This window comes from Streptomyces sp. NPDC107528 (assembly GCF_055639295.1).
Window position 1 is genome coordinate 227734 of record NZ_JBVKAV010000014.1, and the last position, 26518, is coordinate 254251.

Consider the following 26518-nt stretch of genomic DNA (forward strand, 5'->3'; position numbering starts at 1 on the left):
AGCGTGGACCTCCAGCAGATGCGTTACGTCGTCGCCGTCGCCGAAACCCGCAACTTCACCCGGGCCGCAGAGCACTGCGACGTGGTGCAGTCGTCGCTCAGTCACCGGATCGCCGGACTGGAACGGGAGCTCGGGCTCCGGCTGTTCGCCCGCTCCAGCCGCCGTGTGGAGCTGACCAGCGCCGGGGAGGCGTTCGTCGCCGCCGCGCGCGAGTGTCTGGCCGCGACCGACCGCGCGGTCGCCGATGCCGCCGCGGCGACCGGAGTCGTACGGGGCCGGCTCGCCGTCGGTGTGATCGTGACGACGGCTGCCGTGGACGTACCGGAACTGCTCCAGCGCTACCGCGCCCGGTACCCGGACGTCCATGTGGTCCTGCGCTCCAGACGCAGCGACGAACTGGCGACGGCCATCCGCGACGGCGACCTGGACATCGCCTTCCTGGGGCTGCCGGAGGGCGAGGCTCCGTCCGGCGTCGAATCAGTCGTCCTCGATCACGACGAGCACGCTCTCGTCGTGCCGGCCGGGCACCGGCTCGCGGGTGCTTCCCGGGTCGCGCTGGCGGAGATCGCCGACGAGACGTTCGTGGACTTCGCGGCCGGGACACCGGCCCGCGCCCAGTCCGACCGGGCCTTCGCCGCGGCCGGTCTGGTCCGGGACGTCGCGTACGAGGCCGGCGTCGTCGAGCTGATCTCCCGGCTGGTCGCCCGTGGACTCGGCATCGCGCTGCTGCCGTCGGCGTACATCGGCCCGCTGGCCGCCGACGACCCCGAACTGGCCCTGGTCCGGGTGCTCGACGGACCGCATCGCCTGGAGTACCTGGCGTGGAGTCGCTTCAACCCCAGCCCGGCGACGCGGGCGATGCTCGACGTCCTCGGGGTCGGACGTTCCTCAGGGAACTGACGGCGGCAGGGCGTACGGGGGAATGGTCACCGCAGGTCACGCCCCGTCGATCACCGCCAGATCCATCGGCACCAGCGTCGTCGACGTCAGCAGGGCGCGGATCAGGTGGTCGTTGAGGGCGTTGCCGACCGGTTCGCCGACCTCTTCCCGGGTCAGGCCGGGTACGCCGTCGCGGGACAGGCGCAGGCGTACGGCGTTGACGAGGTGCTCGACGCGTTTGTCGGTCCAGCCCTCGCCCGGGCGTACGTCGGCGAGTTGGGCGGCCGTCTGGCGCCAGGTCAGGGGCTGGGGGCGGGGTTCGTGCAGCAGGTAGCGCCGGCCCAGGGCGACCAGGGCGAGCCGCTCGGCGTCGGTCAGGGTCCAGACCCGGGGTGGCCGGGTGACGTCGCCGTGCCGTGGTGGCCGGTGGCCGCCCTCGGCGTCGGTGACGTAGACCTCCAGCAGGTGCTCGCGGCCCCGCGAACCGCCTGCGAACAGGGGGGTGTAGCCGGTGTCGAGGGGCAGCGGTTCCTCGTCCCGGAAGAGCAGGCGGCCTGCGGGGCAGCGGATCGGCAGGCGGCCGGTGTTGCCGACCCACCAGTGCCCGTCGCGATGGGTGAGCGTGCCCTGGTGGCGGCTGACCTGGGGGTCGTCCTCGCCCAGACAGACGTGCACCTCGGGCCGGTTGCGCCCGAACAGCACCTCGCGACCCGCCCCGGGGCCCAGCATCATGCCGCCGCCGATGGCGAGGGCGAAGAGCGTGCCGGGTACGGGCGCAAAGGCGCCGCGGGCGAGGCTGCCGTGGGTGGGAGGGAGGGCACGGCCGCCGCCGGGGGCGGGCCGGGTGCGGGCGTGGTCGAGGGAGCGGTGGGGTCGGTGGCCTGCGATCATTTCGCCTCCGGCAGCTGGTCGGCGATGTTCTTCAGCGCGGTGGCCGTCAGCGCCTCGGCCGTGGCGCACTCCTGCTCGGCCGGCCGCTGCCCGAGTACGGTCAGCCGGATCAGCTCGGTCGTGCGGTCGCCGACGGAGTTGGTGTAGGTGCGGTGCGGTGCGTACACGACGCAACTGCCCTCGCCCTCCTCCTCCGGGGAGACGTAAGCCGTCGTCCCGGCGAGGGACCTGGGCCGTCCGTCGTCCTCCGGCTGGTTGTCCCGGGTGAAGGACAACTCCACGAAGGCCTTGTCGCCGTCCGCGCTCGACCATTCGCAGTCCCAGTCGGCGAAACCGTGGTCCGACGGCCGGGTCCGCAGGTCCGGTACGCGGTCGAGCGCGGCGGTGTCGAGCAGCTTGCAGGCGTCGAGGCGGGCGAGCGAGGTGGCCGGCCAGGACTCCGCGCGCCGGGGCACCGGGCCCCGGTCCAGCACCGTGACCGCGTAGTCGGTGGCGGCGTCGGCCAGGGCACAGGGATCGGGGGCGCCGGCCGCCCGCCGCTCCCCGCGGATGATGATCCCCCGGCGGTCGGAGGTCCGGATGTACCGCTCGCAGTGGTCGGCGACGCGCGTCAAGGCGGTGACGTGGATGTTGCCGACCCTCCGGACCTGCACGCCGTCGTCGAACTCCCGTGCCTCACTGAGGAAGTTGGCCTCGACACCGGCGATCTCGTCCCCGTCGTCGCCGAGTACGAGCACGTCACAGCGGTCCAACTCGCCGTAGTCCGGGTCGAGTTCGGTGTCTCCGAAGCGGCTCAGGGAGGCGGCGTCGAGCAGCCCGCACGGGTTGGCCGTACGGATTCCGCCGATGGCGCCGGCCTGCGCGGGGGCCGCGGCGGAGCGCTTCGCGTCAGGGGCGCGGGGGGTGTCGTCCGGGTCGCCGCCCGACGTGGCGACGAGGATCCCCGCCGTGACCGCGGCCGCCACGGCCAGTGCCCCCGCAGAGATCGCCAGGGGGCGCCGCCGACGCCGTACGGCACGCGGCAGCCGCAGGGTGAGCGAGGCGAGGCGCAGGGTGTGGGCGTCGGCCAGTCTGCCCTGGACCTCCGGGGGCGGCGGGGCGGCCCGGGTCAGCAGCCGGTGCGCCTCGGCGGCGTCGGGGCGGCGCCGGGGGTCCGGTACCAGCAGCGCGGCCAGCGGGGCGGTCAGCCGGCCGGCCCGCTCGGCGGGTTCGAGGTGCCCCTCGATGGCCCGGGCGACGTAGGCCATCGGGTGGTCGGCCACGCCGTACGGCGACTGCCCCTCGACCGCCGCGAACACGCTGGCGCCGAGGGAGAACACGTCGGCCTTCTCGTCCGCCGGCCGTCCCCTGGCCAACTCGGGTGCGAGGTACTTGGGCTTGCCCCGTACCACACCCGTCGTGACCGTGTGCGTCTGCGTGACGTCGCTCCACAGGGCGCGGGCGATGCCGAAGTCGGTCAGCCGGGCGACCCCGTCCTCGGTCACCAGGATGTTCTCCGGCGTGACATCGCCGTGCACGACGCCCAGGGCATGCGACTTCGCCAGCGCGGCGGCGATCTGGGAGCCGACGGACCCGGCGTCCTCGGGCGGGAGCGGGCCGCTGTCGGCCACGATCTGGGCGAGGCTGCGGGAGGGGACGTACTCCATGACGATCCAGCAGGTGGCCTCGCCGGATCCCGCGTCCGCCTCCTCGACGAAGTCGAAGACCGGAACGACGTTCGGATGGTGCAGCCGCGCGGCGTACTGCGCCTCCTTCCTGAGCCTTCTGGCGGCATGCTCGTCGTCCGGGCGCGCGCACTTGACCGCGACGATCCGCTTCAGCGTCTCGTCCCAGGCCTGCCAGACGACGCCCATCCCGCCGCTGCCGATGGGTTCACGGAGGAGGTAGCGGCCGGCGACTTCGTGCCCGGCCTTCAACGTCAACACGGTCACGGAGTGTACGTAGCCATGGCCCAACAGTGACTGTTTTCACGGGACTTCATGCGGACGAGCACAGGACCCTCTCGAGGCGTCGGCCTGCCGCCCCGGCCTCAGGGCGTCGGCCGCCCGCTCGGCCTACTTCGTGCCGACCGTCCGCAGCACCGTCACCGCCAACGTCCGTGCCGCCTGCACCACTTCGGCGAGCGACACCCGCTCCCGCTCACTGTGCGCCACCCGGATGTCCCCCGGCCCGAACTGCAACGTCGGGATCCCCGCCCCGGCGTACAGCCGCAGATCGCTCCCGTACGGCGCCCCGCACTCCCGCAGCCCCGCGGCTCCCCCGGCGTCGGCATGGGCGCCCCGGATCACCTCCGGCAAGGGATGCCCCTCCGGCAGCCGCCCGCCGGCGAACTGCCCGCCCGGCCAGGTCACGGTCGCCGGATGCTCGCGCAGCCAGGGGTCCGCGGCGCACGCCCGCGCCACGCACTGCTCGAACGCGGCCCGCGCCTGCGCCGGGTCCTCCCCCAGCCGCACCCCCAGCCGCCCCTGGGCGACCAGCAGATCGGGCACGCTGCTCGCCCAGTCCCCGGCGCGCAGGGTCCCCACCGACAGGGCGTAGGGGATCGGATGCTCGGCCATCAGGGGATGCACGTCCCGGTTGCGCTCGGTCTCCAGCCGGGCGAGCGCCCGGTGCAGCGGCAGATACGCGTCGACCGCGCTCGTGCCCTGGTCCCGCGCACTGCCGTGGGCCGCCTTGCCGGGCACCGCGATACGGAAGGTCAGCGCGCCGGCGTTGGCGGTCACGAGTGCGCCGCCCGTCGGCTCGGCGATGACGCAGACGTCACCCCGGTGCCCGCGCCGCAGCGTGCCGAACGCGCCGAGGCCGCCGTCCTCCTCGCCCACGACGAAGTGCACGCCGACCCGCCCGCGCAGCCGCGCCCCGGCGGCCCGTATCGCCGTGAGCGCGGCGAGGTGGGCCACCAAACCGGCCTTCATGTCGCAGGCGCCCCGGCCGTGGACGACATCCCCGACCACCCTGGGCACGAACGGATCGCCGGCCCAGGCGTCCGGGTCCCCCGGCGGTACGACGTCCACGTGGCCCTGGAGGACGAAGGTGGGCCCGTCGCCGCCGTCCTCCGTCACCCCGACCAGGCCCCAGGCCTCCTCGCGTTCGGCCTCCGCCCCCGGGAACCCGGGGTCCGCGCGCAGCGCGTCCAGGTCCATGGACCACAGGTCGACATCGAGGCCGAGCCGCTCCAGCCGCCCCGCCAGCAGATGCTGAAGCTCCGACTCGGCCGCGCTCCCGGTCACGCTGGGCACGGAGATCAGCTCCAGCAGCGTCCGTCCGATCCCGGCCTCGTCGATGACCGCCAGTACAGCGCTCTCCACGTCGCTCAGCACGATGACGCTCCTCCCCTCGGCCGGCGGGCACGACGCACGCCCCGCCCGAACAGATAGTGGCCCACGCCCTCAGCCGGAGCCGCCCACCGTGAACCCGATCGCCGTCCCGCCCCCGTCCCGCCGGAACGCGAACGGCGCTCCGCCGTGCGACGACGCCACCTCCCGCACGATCGACAGCCCCAGCCCGGATCCCGGCAGCGACCGTGCGTCGGCGGCCCGGTAGAAGCGGTCGAAGACCCGGATCAGGTCGTCCTCGGCGATACCGGGCCCCCGGTCGAGGACCTCGACGCGCACCGTCCCGGGCCGGGCGGGCCCGGCGACGTTGATCTCGATAGGCGCGGTCCCCTCGCGGTCGAACTTCGCCGCGTTCTCGACGAGGTTGGTCACCGCGCGCTGGAGCATCGCCGGCCGCCCCTGTGTCGTCGTCTCCCCGCACGCGCGGACCACGATCCGCCGTCCCGTACGCCGCCGGGCGAGCCCCGCGACGTCCTCGGCGATGTCGGCGAGGTCCACCCGCTGGGCCGGCTCGGCGTCGGACTGCCCGGCCGCCAGGTCGACCAGCTCATTGACGAGGTCGGTCAGTTCACGCGCCTCCTGGCCCAGGTCCGCGACCAGTTCGTCACGGGTGTCGGGAGGCAGTTCGTCGATACGGCGCAGCAGGGAGATGTTCGTACGGAGTGAGGTGAGCGGGGTGCGCAGCTCGTGGCCCGCGTCCTGCACCAGCCGCCGCTGGTCCTCCTCCGACTGGGCGAGGCGCCCCAGCATGCGGTCGAAGGCGCGGCCCAGCCGGCCGACCTCGTCGTAGCCGGCGACCGGCACCTGGATGCCGAGCCGCCGGGTGCGGGCGACGTCCTCGGCGGCGGAGGTGAGGACGACCAGGCGGCGCGTGATACGCCGGGCCAGCCACCAGCCGAAGAGCCCCGCAAGGGTCACCACCGCCGCCATCAGCAGCAGTGTCCGTTGCTGGAGTGCCCGCAGCAGGTCCTCGGTGTCGCTGAACTCCTGGGCGATCTGCACCGCGCCCCGTCCGCCGCCGAGCGCGACGGTCGCGACCCTGTAGACGTCGCTGCCGACGTCGACGTCCTTGTGCTGGACCATCCGCCCGGCCGTCCCGTCGGCCGCGATCCGCCGGTCGGCCGGCGTGACCGGCAGTCCCGGTCGCCCGGGGTCGACGACGGCCCCGTCCGGGCCCAGCACCTGCACATCGGTACGGGCGGGCCGTACGAGATCGTGGCCCGGCGCGGAGGAGGAGAAGTCGTCCGGGGTCATCGGCCGCTGCCGGACCTCGCCCCGCAGGTCCTGTACGACCTCGTCGAACACGGACTCCTGGTCGACCCGCACCAGCCGGGCGGCGGCGGTGTACGACAGCAGGCCGACCAGAACGGTGACCACGGCGGTCACGGCGGCGAAGGACAGGGCGAAGGTGGTGCCCAGTCCTGTGCTGCGTCGCGCTGTCAGCAGCTTCCCGAGCCGCCGGCGGGCCGTGCCCACTCAGTCCTCCCGCAGCACGTAACCCACCCCGCGCACCGTGTGGATCAGCTGCGGCGCGCCCGGCTCGTCGAGCTTGCGGCGCAGGTAGCCGACGTAGACGGCGAGGTTCTTGGAGCCGGGGCCGAAGTCGTAGCCCCAGATACGGTCGTAGATGGTGGAGTGGTCGAGGACGATGCCGGCGTTGCGGACCAGCAGCTCAAGGAGCTCGAACTCGGTCCGTGTCAGCTCCAGCTCCCGCCCGCCCCGCCACGCCCGCCGCGCCTGCGGGTCCATCCGCAGCCCGGCCGCCTCGATCAGCCGGCCGGACGGCTCGGGGGCGGGGGGCTGCGGCTGCCTCGGTACGTCGACGGGGGCGCCGTTCGCCTCGCTGGTGCGGCGCAGCAGGGCGCGCAGCCGGGCGAACACCTCCTCGACGTCGAAGGGCTTCACCACGTAGTCGTCGGCGCCCGCGTCCAGGCCGGCGATGCGGTCCTGGGTCTCCACGAGCGCCGTCAGCATCAGGATCGGGGTGCGGTCGCCCTCGGCGCGCAGTACCCGGCAGACCTGGAGGCCGTCGATGCCGGGCATCATCACGTCCAGCACCAGCACGTCCGGCGGCGTGCGATGGGCCTGCGCCAGCGCCTCGACGCCGTCGGCGACCGCGGTGACCTGGTAGCCCTCCAGGGTCAGCGCGCGCTCCAGCGCGTGGCGGATGGCGCGGTCGTCTTCGGCGAGGAGAACAGTCTGGGACACGGGTTCAGTCTGCCAAGGCCTCCGGCGGTTCGGCCGTTTCGGGTGCGCTGCAGTTGCCCTTCTTACTGGGATCTCACCGTCACACGGCCGTCTCCGGGGGCTCCGCCCCCGGACCCCCGTTTCGGCCTGAACGGCCTCGTCCTCAAGCGCCGGACGGGCTGGAAATGGCCGCCAGCTGCTCGGCGAAGGGCACCACCTCGAGCTCGGCCCTTCTCTGAGCGGGCCGTCCGGCCATCAGGCTGACCAGTTCCCCCGCCGCCCGCTCCACGCGCCCGTTCAGCCCTTCGGCGCCCCAGTCCTCCGAGGCGGCGTACACGCCGGTCGGGACGACCACGGCCCTCAGGTGGGCGAAGAGCGGACGCAGGGCGTGCTCCAGGACCAGGGAGTGCCGGGCCGTGCCGCCGGTCGCGGCGATCAGCACCGGGATGCCGGCCAGCGCGTCCTTCTCGATCACGTCGAAGAAGGACTTGAACAGGCCGCTGTACGAGGCCGAGAACACCGGCGTGACGACGATCAGGCCGTCGGCCGAGGTCACCGCGTCGATCGCGGCGGCGAGCTGCCGGCCGGGGAAGCCGCTGGTGAAGTTGTGCGCGATCTCCACGGCGAGGTCGCGCAGCTCGACCACCTCGATGTCCACCGGGTCGGCGGCCTGTCGGACCGTCGCCGCCGCCAGCCGGTCGCCGAGCAGCCGGGTGGAGGACGGGACGCTCAGCCCCGCGGACACGACGACGAGCTTCATACGACGGTCACCTCTTCCGAACCCTTCTTCGCCAGCAGGGACGCGTGCGTGGGCGCCTGAGGCACCTCGGCCGGCCGCCCGGCGGCGAACTCCTTGCGCAGCACCGGCACGACCTCTTCGCCGAGCATGTCGAGCTGCTCCAGGACCGTCTTCAGCGGCAGCCCGGCGTGGTCCATCAGGAACAGCTGGCGCTGGTAGTCGCCCGCGTACTCGCGGAAGGAGAGCGTCTTCTCGATCACCTGCTGCGGGGAGCCGACCGTCAGCGGCGTCTGGTCCGTGAAGTCCTCCAGCGACGGGCCGTGCCCGTACACCGGCGCGACATCGAAGTACGGCCGGAACTCACGGATCGCGTCCTGCGAGTTCTTCCGCATGAAGACCTGACCGCCGAGCCCGACGATCGCCTGCTCGGGGGTGCCGTGCCCGTAGTGGGCGTACCTGTTCCGGTACAGCTCGACCATCTGCTTGGTGTGGTCGGCCGGCCAGAAGATGTTGTTGTGGAAGAAGCCGTCGCCGTAGTACGCGGCCTGCTCGGCGATCTCCGGCGAGCGGATCGAGCCGTGCCAGACGAAGGGCGCCACACCGTCCAGCGGGCGGGGCGTGGACGTGAAGCCCTGGAGGGGCGTACGGAACTTGCCCTCCCAGTTCACGACGTCCTCGCGCCACAGCCGGTGCAGCAGGGCGTAGTTCTCGATGGCGAGGTTGATGCCCTGCCGGATGTCCTTGCCGAACCAGGGATAGACCGGGCCGGTGTTGCCCCGGCCCATCATCAGGTCCACCCGGCCGTCGGCCAGGTGCTGGAGCATCGCGAAGTCCTCGGCGATCTTCACCGGGTCGTTGGTGGTGATGAGGGTGGTGGAGGTGGAGAGGACCAGCCGCTCCGTCCGCGCCGCGATGTAGCCGAGCATCGTCGTCGGGGACGACGGCACGAACGGCGGGTTGTGGTGCTCGCCGGTCGCGAAGACGTCGAGCCCGACCTCCTCGGCCTTCAGCGCGATGGCGACCATGGCCTTGATGCGGTCGCGCTCGGTCGGCGTACGGCCCGTGGTGGGGTCCGGCGTGACATCGCCGACGCTGAAGATCCCGAACTGCATGGTCGCTCACCCTCCAGGTTGTTGACGGTTCAACTATACCTGGAGAACGGAGACCCGTCAGCGACTATTCCCGCCCCGCCGAAACCACTGCCGACCTGCCCGGACGACTCCGGTCCGCCGTGATCACCGCCAGCGCGGATCCCTGCCGGTTCGCGCGAGCAGGCGCTCGAACCGCGACGCGCCCTCCGGCTCCGCGGCCGGCTCCCCGAACACCCCCATCTTCCTGGCCGTCGGTGCCAGCGTGTCCACCGCGCCGGCGAGCTCCGCCACGACCGCCTCGTCGGCGCCCGGGTACTCCTGGCCGGTCGCCCGGGCCAGGTCCCACACATGCACCGTCAGATCGAGCAGCGCCATCGAGCCGACCAGCCGCGCGGGCATGTCCATTCCGCCGGTCGTCCCCTCCTCGGCGCCGGGGACGGACCAGGCCGCCACCAGCCGGTCCGCCTCCAGCGCGAGCCCCTCGCGCCACTCGGCGTTCCCGGTGACCCGGTCCGGGGTGTCGCCGAAGTCCGACGCCTCCTTCGCGGCCAGCCGCTGGAACTGCACGATCACCTGGTAGAGGTGATTGACCAGGGCTTTCACGTCGTACTCCGCGCAGGGCGTGGGTGCGACGAGCGCCTCGTCGGAGATGCCCCGCACCACCACGACCGCCCGCTCGCGCGCCATCGCCAGCAGCTCGCCGATGCCGTACGTCTTCACACTGTTCGTGTCCATGCCTCGACGGTAGGGACATCGGCGGCTGCCCTTCTTGAAGAAACGCGACGTACGATCCCGCCATGGAGGCACCCCGCCACGACACCCGCGGGATCGTCGACCCGGCCGCGCTGCTGAACCGCGTCCGGTTCCGCCGCCACGAGCCCGCCGAGCCGCTGCGCCGGTACGTCGAGTGGTACTGGCTCATCGACTGGGACCTGCCCGCGCCCTACGCCTCCCACATCGTCCCGCACCCGGCCGTGAACCTCACCTTCCAGTGGGACGAGGACGAGGGGCCGCCGTATGCCGAGGTCACCGGCGTCGCGCTCGGCCTGTACACCCGGAAGCTGACCGGCCGGGGCCGGGTCTGCGGGGCGAAGTTCCGGCCCGGCGGCTTCCGGCCCTACGCCCCCGAGGCGCCGGTGTCGCGGTGGACGGGCCGCGCGCTGCCCGCCCACGAGGTGTTCGCGCAGGCCACGGGCGACGCCGCCCACGGGATCGTCACCCCTGCCGACGACGCCGCCCGCGTGGCCGCCCTCGACGCCTTCCTGCTCGCCCTGCCCTGCACCCCGGACCCGCAGGCCGACCTCGCCATGGACCTCGTCCGGCACATCCGCGCCGACCGCACGGTGCGCCGCGTCGGCGACTTCGCCGAGGAACAGGGCCTGTCGGTGCGGGCGCTGCAGCGCCTGTTCTCGACGTACGTCGGCGTCAGCCCCAAGTGGTGCGTCCTGCGCTACCGCATCCACGAGGCCCTGGACCTCGCCAGCACCCGCACCGACGTCGACTGGGCCACCCTGGCAGGCGAACTCGGCTACGCCGACCAGGCCCACCTCGTCCGGGACTTCACGGCCACGGTGGGGGTGCCGCCGACGGCGTACGCGGCGGACGCCCGGTCCGGCGGCACCGACGGTTGAAAACACCGACGGTCAGGGAACCAGGACCAACCGGCCCCGCACCCCGCCCTCCGCCAGCCGGGCGTGCGCCTTGGCCGCGTCGTCCAGCGCGAAGGTCTCGGCCACCCGGAGGGTCAGCACCCCGTCGTCCACCAGCCGGACCAGTTCGGCGAGCCGCGCCCCGTCCGCGCTCACCTCGACCGCACCGGTCCGCACTCCGCGCACGGACCCGGGCTGGGTGCCCGGAATGACGCCGATGTAGGCGCCCCCGTCCCGCACCCACGCAAGCGCCGCCTCGCCGAGGATCGCGGCGTCCAGCACGGCGTCGAAGCCGCCCGCCTCGACGGCACCCGCCGTGAAGCGGGTGGCCCCGAAGGACCGTACGAGCTCCTCGTCGGCCTCGCGGGCCAGTGCGGTCACGGACATCCCCCGGTGAGCGGCGAGTTGGACGGCGTATCCGCCGACCGCGCCCGCCGCGCCCGTCACCAGCAGCGAGTGATCCGGCCCCAACTCCAGCCGGTCCAGGGCCTGCGCGGCGGTCAGGGCGTTCAGCGGCAGCGTCGCCGCGTGGACGGCGTCGGCCGTCGCCGGGGCCTTGGCGACGGCGTCCGCGGGGACGACGACGTACTCGGCATGCGTACCGAGCGGCCTGAGCATGCCGTGGTGCAGCGCCACCACCTCGTCCCCGACACTCCAGGAAGCGGCCGGCCCCACCGCGTCCACCGTCCCGGCCACGTCCCAGCCGAGCCCGACATCAGCGCCGGCACCGCCGAAGACACCGGCCGCCAGCCCCGCGTCGACCGGGTTCAGCGCGGCAGCCGCGACCTTGATCCGCACCTGCCCCGCACCCGGCTCGGGCACCTCCCGCTCCAAGACCTCCACGGCGTCCGGTCCGCCGAACGTCCTCACCACAGCAGCACGCATGGCAACTCTCCTGGTATGTGCAATCAGTGCATCTCATGAATGTCGATGCATGTCGGGGAGGGTTTCCCCGCTGTTGCAACAACCCTAGGAAGAGTTACTATCTATTCGTAAGTAGTTACCTGGGAGTGCGTACGTACCCGCGAGGTGAGCCATGCCGACCATGACAGCGGCCCAGCGGCGCGAAGAGGCCCGGATCGCCTACGACGCGTTCCTCAAGAGCTGCCCCACCAACCAGCTCCTGGACCGCCTCAGCGACAAGTGGGTCAGCCTCGTCGTCGCCGCCCTCTCCGCGGGCCCCATGCGCTACAGCGACCTCGGCCGCAAGATCGCCGGCGTCAGCCCCAAGATGCTGACCCAGACCCTGCGCTCACTGGAGCGGGACGGCCTCCTCACGCGCACCGTCACCCCGTCGGTCCCCGTCCGCGTCGACTACGAGCTCACGCCACTCGGACACGGCCTGGCCCTGCTGCTGACCGCGGTGAAGGACTGGGCGGAGACCCACTTCGACGAGGTCCGCCAGGCACGCGAGCGCTACGACAGCGACACCCCGGACGAGTAGGACGGGACCGAAGCGTCAGAAGTGGTACGAGTCCCCCGTGTCCAGTACCAGCACCCGCTGCTGGTCGTTCCCGCGGTCCGCGCCCGCAGCGCCACCGGTGCGCACGGTGTCGAACTCCACCAGCACCTCCGACGGCGCGCCCCGCAGCCGTACCCGCAGACCGACCGGCTCCCCCACCCCGTCCGCGTCCAGCGCCCCGACCCGGCACATCACGATCCGCTCCCCCGCCCGCGCACACCTCTCGGGCAGCGCCTGCCGGTCCGCCAGCGCCTCGGACAAGCGCAGCCGCACCAGCGCCAACGAGTCCGGCACAACGCCCGTCCCGAGCCGGTACGGCGTGAACCGTACGGCCACCCGGCCACCCGACATGGCGGCGGAGCCGTGAAAGGCGAGAGCCGCATCCGGCGCGCTCACCGCCCCGGCGGCCGGCGCCACGGCCATCCCGCCGACCGCCGCCATCACGGCCGCACCGCACACCGCAGCAACCCTCATCCGCCGCATCCGCCCACTCCTCACTCCAGCGTGGTCGTACGGATGTATCCCACGCGGAGCGCGCCGCAGGCGCCGTCCAACAGGTGACGTGCGCCGCCCGGCACCGCGGAACGGACACGCTGCGGCCCCATGGCATGCTGCCCGCATGCTCATCGTGCGTTCCGCGGCCCTGTTCGTCGTCGCCGCCCTCTTCGAGATCGGCGGCGCCTGGCTGGTCTGGCAGGGCGTTCGTGAACACCGCGGCCTGCTGTGGATCGGCGCGGGCGTGATGGCCCTCGGCGCCTACGGCTTCATCGCCACACTCCAGCCCGACGCCGAGTTCGGCCGCATCCTCGCCGCGTACGGCGGTGTCTTCGTCGCCGGTTCACTGGCCTGGGGCATGGTCGCCGACGGCTACCGCCCGGACCGCTGGGACGTCACGGGCGCACTGATCTGCCTCGCGGGCATGGCGGTGATCATGTACGCGCCGCGAGGCGACTGACCGACGCGCTCAGGCCGGCGGCAGCAGCCCCAACTGCCCGAGGAACTCCATCTCGTCGAAGTAGAGCCGGTAGTCGACGATGTGTCCGCTGTCGTCGACGGTGGCGAAGTCGACCCCGCGGATCCTGATCTCCTTCTGCGTCGCGGGCAGCGTCTCTCCCGTGGGCAGCTGGATCGGTCCCGTGTTCCGGCCGGTGAAGACGCCCTCGTCGATGGCCGTGTTGCCGACCTCGTAGGAGTGCACCGACTCGTACCGGCCGTCGGGAATCATCTCCGCCATCTGGCGCCAGTACGCCGTGATGTCGTCACGCCCGTGCAGTTCTCCGCCATCCGGGGTGACGGCGACCGCGTCCTGTGCGTACAACTCGGCTATGCCCTTCGGGTCCGCCGTGGTGATCGCTGCGGTGAGCCGGTCCATGACGTCACGTGCCTGTCCCATGATCCACCTCCTGCTCGGGGATCACCCGTCTCATTGTCCCACCACTCCGCGCGCCTATCCTGGCCGGACAGTCCCTGGACTCGACCGAGCAAGAGGAGCAGCCATGCCCGCCGCAGCCCCGTCCACCGCCTCCCGCATCGCCGTCGTCACCGGTGCGAGCAGCGGAATCGGCGCCGCCACGGCACGGCAGCTGGCCGAGGCCGGCTACCGCGTGGTCCTCACCGCCCGCCGCAAGGACCGCATCGAGGCACTGGCCGAGGAGATCAACGCGGCCGACCACTCGGCCGCGGCCTACCAGCTGGACGTGACCGACCGCGCGGCGGTCGACGAGTTCGCCCTGGCCTTCAAGACGATCGGCGTCCTGGTGAACAATGCCGGCGGCGCACTGGGCGCCGACCCGGTGGCCACCGGCGACCCGGCCGACTGGCGCACGATGTACGAGACGAACGTCCTCGGCACCCTGAACCTCACCCAGGCCCTGCTCCCGAAGCTGGAGGCGAGCGGCGACGGCACCGTGGTCGTCGTCTCCTCCACCGCCGGCCACGGCACCTACGAGGGCGGCGGGGGCTACGTCGCCGCCAAGCACGGCGCCCACGTCCTCGCCGAGACCCTGCGTCTGGAGATCGTCGGCCGCCCGGTCCGCGTCATCGAGGTCGCGCCCGGCATGGTCAAGACGGACGAGTTCGCCCTGACCCGCTTCTCCGGCGACACCGCCAAGGCGTCGAAGGTCTACGAGGGCGTGGCCGCCCCGCTGACGGCCGACGACGTCGCCGACACCATCACCTGGGCCATCACCCGCCCCAGCCACGTCAACATCGACCTCCTGGTGGTCCGGCCCCGCGCCCAGGCGTCCAACACGAAGGTCCACAGGGAGAAGTAGGGTCACGCAGCGTGGACAGACACATACGTTTCGAAGCGCTGCACAACTTCCGCGACCTGGGCGGCTACCCGACGACCGACGGCCACCGCGTCCGCGCCGGCCGTCTCTACCGCGCGGACTCCCTCGGCAAGTTGAGCGAGGGCACCGCGGACTGGACCCGCTTCCGCGCCCTGGGCATCGGCACGGTCATCGACCTGCGCTACCCGTGGGAGATCGAGAACAGCGGCCGTATCCCGGACCACCCGTCGTTCACGTACCACAACCTCAGCATCGAGCACCGCCCGTACAACCAGGCGGCCTTGACGCCCGGCGTGGACCCCGGCGCGTATCTGGCAGAGCGCTACAGGGAGGTGGCGCAGGACGGCACGAAGGAAATCCGCGGCGCGCTGGAACTCGTGGCGAAGGCAGCGGAGTCGGACACGCCCCTGGCCTTCCACTGCGCCTCGGGCAAGGACCGCACGGGCCTGCTGGCGGCGCTGATCCTGGGCCTGCTCGGAGTGCCGGAGCGCACGATCATCGAGGACTTCACCCTCACGGAACTGGCCGCCCCCGCCCTGCTGGCCGACTGGAAGGCCCGCAACGAAGGCCGCGCCCCGACCTGGCCGGGCTTCGGCCGAGCCCCCGAAGCGGTCATGCGCCTGTTCCTGGCGGAACTGGCGAGCCGTTACGGCTCCATCGAGGGCTACGTCTCCGAGGCGCTCTCCCTGGACCCACGGCCGTTGAGCGAGACGCTCCGGGACGCACTGCTGGAGCGGTGACGCTCCCCCGGCTCCCCCGGCATGAGGCGGGCCCCCGGTGCACACCGGGGGCCTGCCTCGTTCAGCCCTTCACGCAGACGACCTGCTTCAGCTTCGCCACGACCTCCACCAGGTCCCGCTGCTGATCGATGACCTGCTCGATCGGCTTGTATGCACCCGGGATCTCGTCCACGACGCCGGAGTCCTTACGGCACTCCACACCCCGCGTCTGCTCCTCCAGGTCCTTCGTCGAGAACCGCCGCTTCGCCGCATTACGGCTCATGCGCCGGCCCGCGCCGTGTGAGGCGGAGTTGAAGGACATCGGGTTCCCGAGGCCCTTGACGATGTACGAACCCGTGCCCATCGAGCCCGGGATGATCCCGAACTCGCCGGAGCCGGCCCGGATCGCGCCCTTGCGGGTCACGAGCAGGTCCATGCCGTCGTAGCGCTCCTCGGCGACGTAGTTGTGGTGCGCGCTGATCTCGGCCTCGAAGGTCGGCTTCGCCTTCTTGAACTCCTTGCGGACCACGTCCTTCAGGAGCGCCATCATGATCGTGCGGTTGTACTTGGCGTACTCCTGCGCCCAGAACAGGTCGTTCCGGTACGCCGCCATCTGCGGAGTGTCCGCCACGAAGACGGCGAGGTCGCGGTCGACCAGGCCCTGGTTGTGCGGGAGCTTCTGGGCCACGCCGATGTGGAACTCGGCCAGTTCCTTGCCGATGTTCCGGGAACCGGAGTGCAGCATCAGCCAGACAGAACCGTCCGTATCCGTACAGACTTCGACAAAGTGGTTGCCGCCGCCCAGCGTCCCCATCTGCTTGCCGGCACGCTCCTGACGGAACTTGACCGCATCCGCGATCCCGTCGAACCGCCCCCAGAAGTCGTCCCACCCGGCCGTACCGAAGCCGTGCAGCCGCCCGGGGTCGACGAGATCGTCGTGCATCCCGCGCCCCACCGGAATCGCCTGCTCGACCTTCGACCGCAGCCGCGACAGGTCCCCCGGCAGGTCATTGGCCGTCAGCGACGTCTTCACCGCCGACATCCCGCACCCGATGTCCACGCCCACCGCAGCCGGACACACGGCGCCCCGCATCGCGATGACGGACCCGACCGTCGCCCCCTTGCCGAAGTGCACGTCCGGCATCACGGCGAGGCCCTTGATCCACGGCAGGGTCGCGACGTTGCGCAGCTGCTGCAGCGCCACGTCCTCGACCGTCGCCGGGTCGGTCCACATACGGATGGGAACCTTCGCGCCCGGCATCTCCACGTACGACATAACGTCCCCAATCCCCCGGAAAACAAATACAAGTCTGAAATCGCAAAACCGGCACCAAGGTCGATGAAAGGGACAGCGGACCGGCGCCCACGGCAGTGCGTGCGATACACATTGTCTCCAGTGGGCGCCCCCGTGCGGCAAGCGAATAACCAGCGGGGACACTGAAAGACCGGCAACGGACCGACCACGAAGCCACCGTCGAGAGGAGCCTGACCGTGCAGCGGAAGGCCTACGTATCCGGCGTCGCCGCCCTCCTCGCGGCGCTGCTGGCCGGCTGCACCGGCAGCTCCGACGACGGCGGCACGACCGACGGATCCAACCCCGGCGATTCCGGCACGGCGACCGCGGCGGCCGAGCCCGGCCGCTACGACACGCTCCCCGAACCGTGCGGCGTGGTCGAAGAGGACACGCTCGACTCGCTCCTGCCGGGCATCCGGCAGATCACGGACGAGGACCAGCGCGAGAAGGCGTACGAGGGCGCCCCGACGCTCACCTACGACACCGACCGCAAGGTCGGCTGCCGTTGGAAGGTCGAGTCGAGCGACGCCACGGACCATCTCTTCGTCGACTTCGAGCGTGTGGTGTCGTACGACACGTCGGTCAGCGACGACAGCGAGGCGGAGCAGCTCTTCGCGGCCCTGCTGGAAGCGGCCGATCTCCCCGAGCCGACGAGCACCGAGTCCGGCGGTACCGCGACCGGTGAGGGCACCCCCTCCGCCGACCCGAGCGGCTCGTCCTCCCCCCCGTCCCCGGCCTCACCGTCGGCGTCCGCGTCCTCCTCGCCCTCCGCCTCCGCCTCCACCTCCCCGTCCGCCTCGGCCTCGACCTCGGCCGAGCTCCAGCCCCGTGTGCTCGACGACCTCGGCGACGAGGCCTTCCTCGACGACAAGCTCAGCAGCTCCGGTTCGACGGCCCAGCAGCGCAAGGTGACTGTGGCGTTCCGCACGTCCAACGTGATCGTGACGATCGAGTACGAGGAGCAGCCGGCCACCGTCGGCACGGTCCCGGACAGCGAGGAAATGCAGGACAGGGCCCAGAAACTGGCGGCACAACTGGCCGACGAACTGGCGGAGTAGCGCCCCTCGCGCACCCTCGTGCGCCCTAGTGCGACGTAACCGAAACGAGACCACACACCTTCTTCACCGCGTACGGTGGCCCCTCGGACCCGATCCGACCGCAGGGACCACGAGTGTCAGTCATGAGTGAAGGAACCATGCAGCGAGTAGCAGAGCGAGAACAGCGTGACGGGCGCGAGCAGCGCGAGCAGCGGGGGAAGGGCCTTCACGGCCTGCAGCGTGCCCTTGTCTGCGCGGCCGTCGTCCCCACGGTGCTGATCGCCGCGGGCTGTTCCTCGGACTCCGGTTCGGACGACAAGGCCGCCGGGGACACGAAGGCCTCGGCGTCGGCGTCCGAGTCCGCGAGTCCGTCGCCGACGGTGCAGGCGGCGGCGTACAAGGCGCTTCCGCAGGCGTGCAAGGCGCTGTCGAAGAAGACGCTGGAGGAGCTCGCCCCCAAGGCCAAGTCCGGCAAGGAGGGCTCGTCGGACGACGCGTCGACGCGTGGCTCCTGCTCCTGGAGCAGCCTCGACAACAACGGCGTGAAGGGCTCGCAGTTCCGCTGGCTCAACGTCTCCCTGCTGCGCTTCGAGTCGGACGCCTCGCGCGGCTCGGGCGACAAGCGGGCGCAGGAGTACTACGAGACGCAGGCTCAGGACGCGAAGTCGGTGTCGGGCGCGAAGAACACCAAGTCGGAGCCGGTCGCCGGGGTGGGCGAGCAGGCGACGTCGGTGCGCTACGACCTGAAGAAGAAGGAGGGCTCCTTCCGGCAGGAGACGATCGTGGCCCGGGTCGAGAACGTCGTCGTGACGCTCGACTACAACGGCGCCGGCCTGGCCGGTGAGAAGACCCCGAGCGCGGAGTCCATGGACAAGCTCGCGCGCAAGGCCGCCAAGGAGGCGGTCGCCGCGGTGAAGGACGCGAACGGCAGCGGCAGCGCGGGCACGCCGAGCAGCGCCCCGTCGAAGTCGGCTTCGAAGTCTCCCTCGAAGTCGCCTTCCGGGAGCTCCTCGAAGGCGGCCGGCTCCCCGTCCAAGTCAGCGTCGAAGAAGAGCTGACCGTCACACCTGCCCCACCGCTGAGTCACAACACGCAGCTCAGCCATGCCTGTTGCACGAGCCTGGCCCTCTGAAGGGACCGGGCTCGTGCCGTACCGGCAATCCGCACGCCGCACAGATGTGCCACCCTGTTGCGCGCAACAACATGCACTGGGAGGGGAGTACGAGTGGCCGCGCCACTGCAGCTGACTCGGACGCATCGCATTCTCATCGGTGTGGTCGTGTTCGGCGCCGTCATCATCGCCGGCATCGGCTTCGCCGGTTCGTACGCGGCCGTCCGCGAGCTGGCCATCCAGAAGGGCTTCGGGAACTTCAGTTATGTCTTCCCGATAGGCATCGACGCAGGTATCTGCGTCCTGCTCGCCCTCGACCTGCTCCTGACGTGGATCCGCATCCCGTTCCCGCTCCTGCGCCAGACGGCGTGGCTGCTGACGGCGGCGACGATCGCCTTCAACGGCGCGGCGGCCTGGCCGGACCCGCTGGGCGTCGGCATGCACGGCGTGATCCCGATCCTGTTCGTGGTCTCGGTCGAGGCGGCCCGCCACGCGATCGGGCGCATAGCGGACATCACGGCCGACAAGCACATGGAGGGCGTCCGCCTCACCCGCTGGCTCCTTTCCCCGCTGCCGACGTTCCTCCTGTGGCGCCGCATGAAGCTGTGGGAGCTGCGCTCCTACGAGCAGGTCATCAAGCTGGAGCAGGAGCGGCTGGTGTACCAGGCCCGTCTGCGCTCCCGCTTCGGCCGGGCATGGCGGCGCAAGGCGCCGGTGGAGTCCTTGATGCCGCTGCGTCTGGCGCGGTACGGCGTTCCGCTCGCGCAGACGGCTCCGGCGGGGCTGGCGGCGGCGGGCATCGAGCCGGCCCTGCTGCCGCCGGCGCCGAAGCAGGCCCTGGACGCCACCGCGCCGCCCGCCGGCATGGCCGGTACGACACCGGGCAACGCCGTCGGCCCTCGCGCGGCCACGGCGGCGCCGGTCCCCCGGCAGGCGGCACCCGCCGGCGAGCAGCGCCCCGAGCTGGCCGGCCCCGAGCCGGTGGGCCCGCCCGGAGTCGAGCAGCCGGAGTACGTGCAGGACTGGTTCAACACCCCCCGGAACGTCGAGTACCAGGGCGGCTACGACGCCCAGTACGACCCCCAGGGCCACTACGAGGAGTGGTACGAGGAACAGCTCCGGGCCGAGCAGTACCAGGACCAGTACCAGCAGGAACCGCCCGTCCAGGAACCCTCGCCCGAGGACACCGGCACCTTCCCGATCCCGGTGACCGGCAACCGCACCCGCCAGCTCGGCGAGGGCGGCGGTCCTCCGGAGCCCGCGGAGCCGAACGACGACGACTACTACCAGATCTTCCGTCAGTCGATCGACGGCAGTTACCCCACGCCCCGTGTCCTGGGCGACAACATCCAGGCGACATACGGCACGTCGCTGAGCCCCAGCGCCCTGAAGACCCTCACGGAACGCTTCCAGAAGCGTCATTCGGCGGAGCTGGAAGAGGACCACATCGCCTGACCTTGAGCACAGAATCCTGAGCCCAAGACCTGAGCCCAAGACCTGAGCCAAAAAAAGGGGGCCCTCCGCAGAGGGCCCCCTGTTCCCGTACCGCCTACTCCCCGAGCAGGGCCCGCACCCGCTCCTGCCCCACCGCAAGCAGCAGCGTGGGCAGCCGCGGCCCGGTGTCCCGCCCGACCAGCAGGTGGTACAGCAGCGCGAAGAACGACCGCTGGGCGGTCTTGATCTCGGCCGGCAGCTCCTTGGGCGTCGCGTCCGCGGAGAACCCGGCCTGCACCTTGGGCACGCCGTAGACCAGGTGGGTCAGCCCGTCCAGCGACCAGTGCGACTCCAGTCCGTCGAGGAGCAGCCGCAGCGACTGCTGGGACGCCTCGTCGAGGGACTTCAGCAGCTCGACGTCGGGCTCGTGGCGCACGATGGTCCGCTGGTCGGCGGGCACCTGGGTGTTGATCCAGGCCTCGGCCTTGTCGTACCGGGGACGCGCCTCGTCGAGCGAGCCCAGCGGGTTCTCCGGGTCCAGCTCGGAGAGGATCCGCAGCGCCTGGTCCTGGTGCCCGGCGGTGATGTCGGCGACGGACGCGAGCGTCCGGTACGGCAGCGGGCGCTGCGTACGCGGCAGCTCACCGGCGGCCGTGCGCACGGCACGCGAGTGCGCGGCGACGTCGGCGGGCAGCGCGGACCCGTCCGCGACCTTCCCGTCGAGCTTGTCCCACTCGTCGTAGAGCCGCTGGATCTCCTGGTCGAAGGCGATCTTGAAGGACTGGTTGGGCCTGCGGCGGGCGTACAGCCAGCGCAGCAGCTGCGGCTCCATGATCTTCAGCGCGTCGGACGGGGTGGGCACCCCACCGCGCGAGGAGGACATCTTCGCCATGCCGCTGATGCCGACGAAGGCGTACATCGGGCCGATCGGCTGCTTGCCGCCGAAGATCCCGACGATCTGGCCGCCCACCTGGAAGCTCGACCCCGGCGACGAGTGGTCGACACCGCTCGGCTCGAACACGACGCCCTCGTACGCCCACCGCATGGGCCAGTCGACCTTCCAGACCAGCTTGCCGCGGTTGAACTCGTTGAGCCGGACGGTCTCGGAGAACCCGCACTCGTTGCAGGTGTACGTCAGCTCGGTGGTGTCGTCGACGTACGAGGTGACGGTGGTGAAGTCCTTCTCGCAGTTGCCGCAGTAGGGCTTGTACGGGAAGTACCCGGCGGAGCCGGAGCTGCCGTCGTCCTCGCCGGCCGCGCCGGAGCCCTCGGCGGCCTCCAGCTCGGCCTCGTCGACCGGCTTCTGCGACTTCTTGGCGCCGCCCTTGGGCTTGGTGCGGTACTGCGCGAGGACGGCGTCGATGTCACCGCGGTGCTTCATCGCGTGCAGGATCTGCTCGCGGTACACCCCGGAGGTGTACTGCGCGGTCTGGCTGATCCCGTCGAACTCCACGCCCATCTCGGCGAGCGCCTCGACCATCGCCGCCTTGAAGTGCTCGGCCCAGTTCGGGTACGCCGAGCCCTTCGGCGCCGGGACGGAGGTCAGCGGCTTGCCGATGTGCGCGGCCCAGGTCTCGTCGACCCCGGCGACACCGGCCGGCACCTTGCGGTAGCGGTCGTAGTCGTCCCAGGAGATCAGATGCCGGACCTGGTGCCCGCGCCGCCGGACCTCGTCGGCGACGAGGTGCGGGGTCATGACCTCGCGGAGGTTGCCGAGGTGGATGGGTCCGGAGGGGGAGAGTCCCGACGCGACGACGACCGGTTTGCCCGGGGCCCGACGCTCCGACTCCTCGATGACGTCATCCGCGAAACGGGAGACCCAGTCGGTGGTCTCGGTGCTCTGAGCCACGATCGGCACGTCCTTCTTTCTCCAGGGCAGCCGTACGGTCAACGGCTGGCGCCCTCATTGTCCCAGCAAGGACGGCAACAACGAAAACGCCTTTGCGAGCAGCGCCCTGAAGGGGCGCGGGGAACTGCGCGACAAGCCCCCACCGGCCCGCGGCCGCAATAACCGCTTTACCCCCCATGGGATACTGACCGTGTCTATCCATCCCCACGAGGAGAACGGCACTCACTCCTATGGCCCCGGTCACGCCCCTCAGCGACTCCGTCAACCAGCACCTCGTCGCCGCCCTCACGGCCACCCTCCCGGGAACCGTCGGAGACGCCCTGCTGCGACGTAGCGACAGGGCCGACTACCAGGCGAACGGCATCCTCGCCCTCGCCAAGAAGGCCAAGGCCAACCCCCGGGAGCTGGCCACTCAGGTCGTCGAGAAGATCACCGCCCCCGACCTGTTCAAGGACGTCGAGGTCTCCGGCCCCGGCTTCCTCAACATCACGGTCTCCGACAAGGCGATCACGGAGAACCTCGCGGCGCGCTACGCGGACACCGAGCGCCTCGGCGTCCCCCGCAAGGACACCCCCGGCATCACCGTCGTCGACTACGCCCAGCCGAACGTGGCGAAGGAGATGCACGTCGGCCACCTCCGCTCCGCCGTGATCGGCGACGCCCTGCGCGGCATGCTCGACTTCACCGGCGAGAAGACGATCGGCCGGCACCACATCGGCGACTGGGGCACCCAGTTCGGCATGCTCATCCAGTACCTGTTCGAGAACCCCGGCGAGCTGGCCCCCGCGGCCGACGTCGACGGCGAGCAGGCGATGAGCAACCTGAACCGGGTGTACAAGGCGTCACGTGCGGTCTTCGACTCGGACGAGGAGTTCAAGGAGCGGGCCCGCAAGCGGGTCGTCGCCCTGCAGTCCGGCGACAAGGAAACCCTGGAGCTGTGGCAGCAGTTCGTGGACGAGTCGAAGGTCTACTTCTACTCGGTCTTCGAGAAGCTGGACATGGAGATCCGCGACGAGGAGATCGTCGGCGAGTCCGCGTACAACGAGGGCATGCCCGAGACCGCCCGCCTCCTGGAGGAGATGGGTGTCGCGGTGCGCTCCGAGGGCGCGCTCGTGGTGTTCTTCGACGAGATCCGCGGCAAGGACGACCAGCCGGTCCCGCTGATCGTGCAGAAGGCCGACGGCGGCTTCGGCTACGCGGCCTCCGACCTGACCGCGATCCGCAACCGTGTCACGGACCTGCACGCGACGTCGCTGCTCTACGTCGTGGACGTACGCCAGTCCCTGCACTTCAAGATGGTCTTCGAGACGGCCCGGCGGGCCGGCTGGCTGAGCGACGGCGTCACCGCGCACAACATGGGCTACGGCACGGTGCTGGGCGCGGACGGCAAGCCGTTCAAGACGCGTGAGGGCGAGACCGTACGGCTTGAGGACCTGCTGGACGAGGCGGTCGAGCGGGCGACGGTGGTCGTCCGCGAGAAGGCCGAGAAGGTGGGCCTGACCGAGGAGGAGATCGTCGAGAACGGTCGGTACGTCGGGATCGGCGCCGTGAAGTACGCGGACCTGTCGACGTCGCCGAACCGTGACTACAAGTTCGACCTGGACCAGATGGTCTCGCTGAACGGCGACACGTCGGTCTACCTCCAGTACGCGTACGCCCGTATCAAGTCGATCCTGCGCAAGGCCGAGGGAGCCGCCCCGGTCGCGCACCCGGAGCTCGAACTCGCCCCGGCGGAGCGGACGCTGGGCCTGCACCTCGACGCGTTCGGCGACACAGTCTTCGACGCCGCCGCGGAGTACGCCCCGCACAAGCTGGCCGCGTACCTGTACCAGCTGGCGTCGCACCTGACGACCTTCTACGACCAGTGCCCGGTCCTCAAGGCCGGGACCCCGGAGCAGACGGAGAACCGGCTGTTCCTGGTCGAGCTGACGGCCCGGACCCTCCACCAGGGCATGGCCCTGCTGGGCATCCGGACGCCTGAGCGCCTCTGAGCGTCCGAGGACACGCGCGCGGCCCGTCGTCTCCCCGAGGGAGAGGACGGGCCGCTGTCTTGGTGCGGAACGGCTGTGCGCCCGACTGTGCGCCTAGCTGTGCACCTAGCGACTGTTGGCGAAGTTCTTGAACGCGGCCTTGGTGCCCGAGCCGGCGATCCCGTCGATCGCTCCGGTGTAGCCGTAGTGCTGGAGCAGCCGCTGCAGTGCCTTGATGGTTCCCGAGCCGACGATGCCGTCGATGGCTCCGGTGTAGCCCCAGTACTCCTTGAGGCAGCGCTGGAACGCCTTCCAGCTGTTGGTGCCGAGCTGCCCGTCGATCGCGCCGGTGTAGCCCCAGTACTGCTTCAGCCAGCCCTGGACCTTCTTGGCTTCGGCGGCGCTCAAACCGAGGTTGTTCACCGCGAGGACGGAGACCTCGGAGCTCACGGCCGGCTGTGTGTCCGGTGCCGCGAAGCTGGTGCCCGCGGTGGCGAGGCTTCCGGCGGCAAGGCCGATCACGGCGCTGACGCTGACGAGGGTCCTCGTCCAGACATTCGGTCGCATGCGTTTCCCTCTCGCTCTGTCTCGGGTGGCGGCTCCTGCCGCCGGGCTGGCGAAACGAGCGTGCGGGGCGGGCGGCCAGGCCTGCCACAGTTGCCGCCGAAGTGACGTCACCGCGGGACGTCCCACCCGCTGACCTGCGGGTATCTGAAGCGGTGTGACGGCAGGACGGGACGCCCGTGGCGGGCGGTTGGCCGATTTCGTACCGGTACGCGCACCCACTCCCGGTGCGGGCCGTGGATGCTGATGCAGAATGCGACGGGGCATGGGGGCCGCTGACCACGGACCGCGTGCCGGACCGTGAACGCGAGTGGGGGGAACATGTCGCGTTGGGCAGTGCTGCCCGCGGAACTCGATCCGCGCGTACGGCAGTTGGTGGTGCGGTTGCGCCGGCTGAAGGACCACAGCGGGCTGAGCCTGCGGCAGCTGGCCGCGAGGACGGAGTACAGCCCGAAGTCATGGGAGCGGTATCTGGGCGGCCGTTCGTTGCCGCCGCCGCAGGCCGTCGAGGCGCTGGCCCGGATCGGGGGTGAGGATCCGGCCCGGTGGCTGGCCCTGCGCGAGGTCGCGGCGGAGGCGTGGGGGAGCAGACGCGGTGAGGCGCCCGCGGTGGACACGCCCGGCCCGGAAGCGGCGACGCCGGAAGCAACGACGCCGGAGCCGGAGATCCTGACGGCCGGGTCGGATACCGCAGGCGAGTCCCGGGCCGACGGGACACGTTCGCCGACGCGTTCGCTGCGGGTCGCCCTGGTCGCGGGGACCGTGGCCCTGGTGCTGGCCGTCTCGTCGACCGTCCTCCTCGCCGTACGGCTCCTTGGCGGCGCGGGAGAAACAGCAGCTCCCCTCGCCGCGTCCGCCGCGTCGGCGCCGGCATCGTCCTCGCAGTCGGCGCCCGCGTACGCCTGCCGTGTCGAGCGGGTCGACGGCCGCTGGTACGCCGGCATCAGCCCCACCCGGGGCGCCGTCCTCGCGAACGGCCACGCGGGGCCGGAGGTGGCCGAGGCGCAGTGTCTGCTGCGCCGGGCGGGCATCTCGCCGGGCGGCATCGACGGGATCTTCGGTCCGCTGACGGAGGCCGCGGTCCGGCGTGCGCAGCAGCGGGCGGGGCTGGTGGTGGACGGCATCGTCGGCCCGCACACCTGGAAGGCCCTGCGGCGATGACGACCCCGTCACCGGAACGGGCCCGACTGGCCTGCGTGCTCAGGGAGTTGAAGGTCCGCACCGGCCTGAGCCTGGTCGGCCTCGCGGCGAAGACGGCGTTCAGCAAGTCCTCCTGGGACCGTTACCTCAACGGCCGCACTCTGCCCCCGCGCGACGCGGTACAGGACCTGTGCCGTCTCGCGGGCGAGCCGGAGGGGCGCTGTCTGGCCCTGTGGGAGATCGCCGAGTCGGAAAGCAGCGGGCGGTCGCGGGAGGGCCCACGGTCTCCGTGTCCTGAGCAGGTCACGGGTGCCGGGAGTCCCGCGGACGGCCGTGCCGCCCACCGCAGTGCGACAGCCCTGGCGGTGCTCGCGTCGGTGTGCGCCGTGGTCCTCGGGGGCGTCGCGGCGGCGGTCCTGCTGCTGCCGTACCCGGAGGGGGAGCCGGGGTCGGCCCTGGCCCCGCCGCCGTCCGCGGCCGGGCCCCACTGCCGGGGGGCGGCCTGCGAGGGCAGGAGCCCGATGCACATGAAGTGCGCTGCAACGCCGGTCACCCTCGCCACGCACCGCACCACCACCGGCGCCTGGCTGGAGCTGCGGTACAGCGAGGAGTGCGGGACGAGCTGGGCCCGGATGTGGGGGACGCGCGTGGGCGACCGGCTGGAGATGTCGGCGGCCGACCGCAGCGGCGCTGACGTCACTGACGGTCCCGTCCGCGGCGCCGAGGTCCAGGACGCCATCGACGCGGACGCCTACATCTACACCCCGATGACCGCTGCTCGGCCCGGCACCGCAGTCCGCGCCTGCTTCCGACCGGCGGCGGGCGACGGGAAGGAGTGCTTCGACAGCCGAGTGGCCGGATGAGTTGTCAGTGCCG

26 protein-coding genes are annotated in these 26518 nt (G+C 71.5%); 12 read left to right on the plus strand and 14 right to left on the minus strand.

Translation table 11 applies throughout. The annotated features are described in order from the left end of the window. The first annotated feature begins 3 nt into the window (after positions 1-3). A complete protein-coding gene (locus tag ACZ7L5_RS38130; protein ID WP_471522950.1) occupies positions 4-900 on the plus strand; it encodes a LysR family transcriptional regulator in 897 nt (298 codons plus the stop codon). A gap of 36 nt (positions 901-936) precedes the next feature. Here ACZ7L5_RS38130 and ACZ7L5_RS38135 read toward each other — a convergent pair whose 3' ends face one another. The 8 genes from ACZ7L5_RS38135 to ACZ7L5_RS38170 all read right to left on the minus strand — a co-directional run bounded on the left by ACZ7L5_RS38135 (position 937) and on the right by ACZ7L5_RS38170 (position 9857). Then, a complete protein-coding gene (locus ACZ7L5_RS38135; protein ID WP_471522865.1) occupies positions 937-1770 on the minus strand; it encodes an FHA domain-containing protein in 834 nt (277 codons plus the stop codon). Further along, positions 1767-3695: a serine/threonine-protein kinase gene (locus ACZ7L5_RS38140; protein ID WP_471522867.1), complete on the minus strand. Its 1929-nt coding sequence runs from the start codon at positions 3693-3695 to the stop codon at positions 1767-1769. The genes ACZ7L5_RS38135 and ACZ7L5_RS38140 overlap by 4 nt, the downstream gene beginning before the upstream one ends. 129 nt (positions 3696-3824) lie before the next feature. Next, positions 3825-5090 carry an ArgE/DapE family deacylase gene (locus ACZ7L5_RS38145; protein WP_471522869.1) on the minus strand — a complete coding sequence of 422 codons (1266 nt, stop codon included), beginning with the start codon at positions 5088-5090 and terminating at the stop codon, positions 3825-3827. Positions 5091-5159: 69 nt separating this feature from the next. After that, complete coding sequence (locus ACZ7L5_RS38150) at positions 5160-6581, minus strand: HAMP domain-containing sensor histidine kinase (RefSeq protein WP_471522871.1); 1422 nt, start codon at positions 6579-6581, stop codon at positions 5160-5162. After that, complete coding sequence (locus tag ACZ7L5_RS38155; RefSeq protein ID WP_471522873.1) at positions 6582-7313, minus strand: response regulator transcription factor; 732 nt, start codon at positions 7311-7313, stop codon at positions 6582-6584. 142 nt (positions 7314-7455) lie between these two features. Then, complete coding sequence (locus ACZ7L5_RS38160) at positions 7456-8052, minus strand: FMN reductase (protein WP_328880061.1); 597 nt, start codon at positions 8050-8052, stop codon at positions 7456-7458. Further along, positions 8049-9143 (minus strand): LLM class flavin-dependent oxidoreductase, encoded by a 1095-nt coding sequence (locus ACZ7L5_RS38165; protein ID WP_471522875.1) that lies wholly within the window; start codon positions 9141-9143, stop codon positions 8049-8051. The genes ACZ7L5_RS38160 and ACZ7L5_RS38165 overlap by 4 nt, the downstream gene beginning before the upstream one ends. Before the next feature lie 123 nt (positions 9144-9266). Then, positions 9267-9857 (minus strand): TIGR03086 family metal-binding protein, encoded by a 591-nt coding sequence (locus ACZ7L5_RS38170; protein WP_471522877.1) that lies wholly within the window; start codon positions 9855-9857, stop codon positions 9267-9269. 62 nt (positions 9858-9919) lie between these two features. On the opposite strand from ACZ7L5_RS38170, the gene ACZ7L5_RS38175 reads away from it, so the two are divergent. Continuing rightward, positions 9920-10753 (plus strand): DUF6597 domain-containing transcriptional factor, encoded by an 834-nt coding sequence (locus ACZ7L5_RS38175; protein ID WP_471522879.1) that lies wholly within the window; start codon positions 9920-9922, stop codon positions 10751-10753. A gap of 12 nt (positions 10754-10765) precedes the next feature. Here the strand turns inward: ACZ7L5_RS38175 and ACZ7L5_RS38180 are convergent, their stop codons facing one another. Beyond that, positions 10766-11656: an NADP-dependent oxidoreductase gene (locus ACZ7L5_RS38180; protein ID WP_471522881.1), complete on the minus strand. Its 891-nt coding sequence runs from the start codon at positions 11654-11656 to the stop codon at positions 10766-10768. 151 nt (positions 11657-11807) lie between these two features. On the opposite strand from ACZ7L5_RS38180, the gene ACZ7L5_RS38185 reads away from it, so the two are divergent. Then, the gene (locus ACZ7L5_RS38185; RefSeq protein WP_471522883.1) at positions 11808-12215 is read left to right on the plus strand and encodes a winged helix-turn-helix transcriptional regulator; all 408 of its coding nucleotides are present in this window, start codon (positions 11808-11810) and stop codon (positions 12213-12215) included. A 15-nt stretch (positions 12216-12230) separates the two neighbouring features. On the opposite strand, the gene ACZ7L5_RS38190 is transcribed toward ACZ7L5_RS38185, so the two are convergent. Then, positions 12231-12716: a hypothetical protein gene (locus tag ACZ7L5_RS38190; protein ID WP_471522885.1), complete on the minus strand. Its 486-nt coding sequence runs from the start codon at positions 12714-12716 to the stop codon at positions 12231-12233. A 136-nt stretch (positions 12717-12852) separates the two neighbouring features. On the opposite strand from ACZ7L5_RS38190, the gene ACZ7L5_RS38195 reads away from it, so the two are divergent. After that, positions 12853-13188, plus strand: coding sequence for a YnfA family protein (locus ACZ7L5_RS38195; protein WP_471522887.1), 336 nt, complete (start codon positions 12853-12855; stop codon positions 13186-13188). A 9-nt stretch (positions 13189-13197) separates the two neighbouring features. Here ACZ7L5_RS38195 and ACZ7L5_RS38200 read toward each other — a convergent pair whose 3' ends face one another. Beyond that, complete coding sequence (locus tag ACZ7L5_RS38200) at positions 13198-13626, minus strand: ester cyclase (RefSeq protein WP_328880069.1); 429 nt, start codon at positions 13624-13626, stop codon at positions 13198-13200. 103 nt (positions 13627-13729) lie between these two features. Here ACZ7L5_RS38200 and ACZ7L5_RS38205 point away from each other — a divergent pair, with 103 nt between their 5' ends. Both ACZ7L5_RS38205 and ACZ7L5_RS38210 read left to right on the plus strand, forming a co-directional pair. Continuing rightward, a complete protein-coding gene (locus ACZ7L5_RS38205) occupies positions 13730-14506 on the plus strand; it encodes an SDR family NAD(P)-dependent oxidoreductase (RefSeq protein ID WP_471522889.1) in 777 nt (258 codons plus the stop codon). A gap of 11 nt (positions 14507-14517) precedes the next feature. Further along, positions 14518-15264: a tyrosine-protein phosphatase gene (locus ACZ7L5_RS38210; protein ID WP_471522891.1), complete on the plus strand. Its 747-nt coding sequence runs from the start codon at positions 14518-14520 to the stop codon at positions 15262-15264. 61 nt (positions 15265-15325) lie between these two features. On the opposite strand, the gene ACZ7L5_RS38215 is transcribed toward ACZ7L5_RS38210, so the two are convergent. Further along, positions 15326-16519 (minus strand): RtcB family protein, encoded by a 1194-nt coding sequence (locus ACZ7L5_RS38215; protein WP_471522893.1) that lies wholly within the window; start codon positions 16517-16519, stop codon positions 15326-15328. A gap of 215 nt (positions 16520-16734) precedes the next feature. Here ACZ7L5_RS38215 and ACZ7L5_RS38220 point away from each other — a divergent pair, with 215 nt between their 5' ends. The 3 genes from ACZ7L5_RS38220 to ACZ7L5_RS38230 all read left to right on the plus strand — a co-directional run bounded on the left by ACZ7L5_RS38220 (position 16735) and on the right by ACZ7L5_RS38230 (position 20140). Next, positions 16735-17595 (plus strand): DUF3558 domain-containing protein, encoded by an 861-nt coding sequence (locus ACZ7L5_RS38220; protein ID WP_471522895.1) that lies wholly within the window; start codon positions 16735-16737, stop codon positions 17593-17595. Positions 17596-17732: 137 nt separating this feature from the next. Further along, positions 17733-18632 (plus strand): DUF3558 family protein, encoded by a 900-nt coding sequence (locus ACZ7L5_RS38225; RefSeq protein WP_471522897.1) that lies wholly within the window; start codon positions 17733-17735, stop codon positions 18630-18632. A gap of 167 nt (positions 18633-18799) precedes the next feature. Then, positions 18800-20140: a DUF2637 domain-containing protein gene (locus ACZ7L5_RS38230; protein ID WP_471522899.1), complete on the plus strand. Its 1341-nt coding sequence runs from the start codon at positions 18800-18802 to the stop codon at positions 20138-20140. Between the two features lie 94 nt (positions 20141-20234). Here the strand turns inward: ACZ7L5_RS38230 and lysS are convergent, their stop codons facing one another. Next, positions 20235-21977 (minus strand): lysine--tRNA ligase, encoded by a 1743-nt coding sequence (gene lysS / locus ACZ7L5_RS38235; protein WP_471522952.1) that lies wholly within the window; start codon positions 21975-21977, stop codon positions 20235-20237. Between the two features lie 221 nt (positions 21978-22198). Here lysS and argS point away from each other — a divergent pair, with 221 nt between their 5' ends. After that, entirely contained in the window at positions 22199-23959 is a 1761-nt protein-coding gene (gene argS, locus ACZ7L5_RS38240; RefSeq protein ID WP_471522901.1) for an arginine--tRNA ligase, read from the plus strand. Positions 23960-24064: 105 nt separating this feature from the next. Here the strand turns inward: argS and ACZ7L5_RS38245 are convergent, their stop codons facing one another. Next, complete coding sequence (locus tag ACZ7L5_RS38245; protein ID WP_328880078.1) at positions 24065-24505, minus strand: peptidoglycan-binding domain-containing protein; 441 nt, start codon at positions 24503-24505, stop codon at positions 24065-24067. Positions 24506-24823: 318 nt separating this feature from the next. Here ACZ7L5_RS38245 and ACZ7L5_RS38250 point away from each other — a divergent pair, with 318 nt between their 5' ends. Further along, the gene (locus tag ACZ7L5_RS38250; RefSeq protein ID WP_471522903.1) at positions 24824-25663 is read left to right on the plus strand and encodes a peptidoglycan-binding protein; all 840 of its coding nucleotides are present in this window, start codon (positions 24824-24826) and stop codon (positions 25661-25663) included. After that, positions 25660-26505 (plus strand): helix-turn-helix domain-containing protein, encoded by an 846-nt coding sequence (locus ACZ7L5_RS38255; protein WP_471522904.1) that lies wholly within the window; start codon positions 25660-25662, stop codon positions 26503-26505. The genes ACZ7L5_RS38250 and ACZ7L5_RS38255 overlap by 4 nt, the downstream gene beginning before the upstream one ends. The last annotated feature ends 13 nt before the right edge of the window (positions 26506-26518 follow it).

What these genes read in the sequence shown, in the direction of transcription:
- ACZ7L5_RS38135 (WP_471522865.1), bottom strand. Translation starts at nt 1,770, where the DNA reads ATGATCGCAGGCCACCGACCCCACCGCTCCCTCGACCACGCCCGCACC.
- ACZ7L5_RS38185 (WP_471522883.1), top strand. Translation starts at nt 11,808, where the DNA reads ATGCCGACCATGACAGCGGCCCAGCGGCGCGAAGAGGCCCGGATCGCC.
- ACZ7L5_RS38165 (WP_471522875.1), bottom strand. Translation starts at nt 9,143, where the DNA reads ATGCAGTTCGGGATCTTCAGCGTCGGCGATGTCACGCCGGACCCCACC.
- ACZ7L5_RS38195 (WP_471522887.1), top strand. Translation starts at nt 12,853, where the DNA reads ATGCTCATCGTGCGTTCCGCGGCCCTGTTCGTCGTCGCCGCCCTCTTC.
- ACZ7L5_RS38180 (WP_471522881.1), bottom strand. Translation starts at nt 11,656, where the DNA reads ATGCGTGCTGCTGTGGTGAGGACGTTCGGCGGACCGGACGCCGTGGAG.
- ACZ7L5_RS38175 (WP_471522879.1), top strand. Translation starts at nt 9,920, where the DNA reads ATGGAGGCACCCCGCCACGACACCCGCGGGATCGTCGACCCGGCCGCG.
- ACZ7L5_RS38250 (WP_471522903.1), top strand. Translation starts at nt 24,824, where the DNA reads ATGTCGCGTTGGGCAGTGCTGCCCGCGGAACTCGATCCGCGCGTACGG.
- argS (WP_471522901.1), top strand. Translation starts at nt 22,199, where the DNA reads ATGGCCCCGGTCACGCCCCTCAGCGACTCCGTCAACCAGCACCTCGTC.
- ACZ7L5_RS38190 (WP_471522885.1), bottom strand. Translation starts at nt 12,716, where the DNA reads ATGCGGCGGATGAGGGTTGCTGCGGTGTGCGGTGCGGCCGTGATGGCG.
- ACZ7L5_RS38255 (WP_471522904.1), top strand. Translation starts at nt 25,660, where the DNA reads ATGACGACCCCGTCACCGGAACGGGCCCGACTGGCCTGCGTGCTCAGG.
- ACZ7L5_RS38225 (WP_471522897.1), top strand. Translation starts at nt 17,733, where the DNA reads ATGCAGCGAGTAGCAGAGCGAGAACAGCGTGACGGGCGCGAGCAGCGC.
- ACZ7L5_RS38215 (WP_471522893.1), bottom strand. Translation starts at nt 16,519, where the DNA reads ATGTCGTACGTGGAGATGCCGGGCGCGAAGGTTCCCATCCGTATGTGG.
- ACZ7L5_RS38200 (WP_328880069.1), bottom strand. Translation starts at nt 13,626, where the DNA reads ATGGGACAGGCACGTGACGTCATGGACCGGCTCACCGCAGCGATCACC.
- ACZ7L5_RS38205 (WP_471522889.1), top strand. Translation starts at nt 13,730, where the DNA reads ATGCCCGCCGCAGCCCCGTCCACCGCCTCCCGCATCGCCGTCGTCACC.
- ACZ7L5_RS38160 (WP_328880061.1), bottom strand. Translation starts at nt 8,052, where the DNA reads ATGAAGCTCGTCGTCGTGTCCGCGGGGCTGAGCGTCCCGTCCTCCACC.
- ACZ7L5_RS38170 (WP_471522877.1), bottom strand. Translation starts at nt 9,857, where the DNA reads ATGGACACGAACAGTGTGAAGACGTACGGCATCGGCGAGCTGCTGGCG.
- ACZ7L5_RS38245 (WP_328880078.1), bottom strand. Translation starts at nt 24,505, where the DNA reads ATGCGACCGAATGTCTGGACGAGGACCCTCGTCAGCGTCAGCGCCGTG.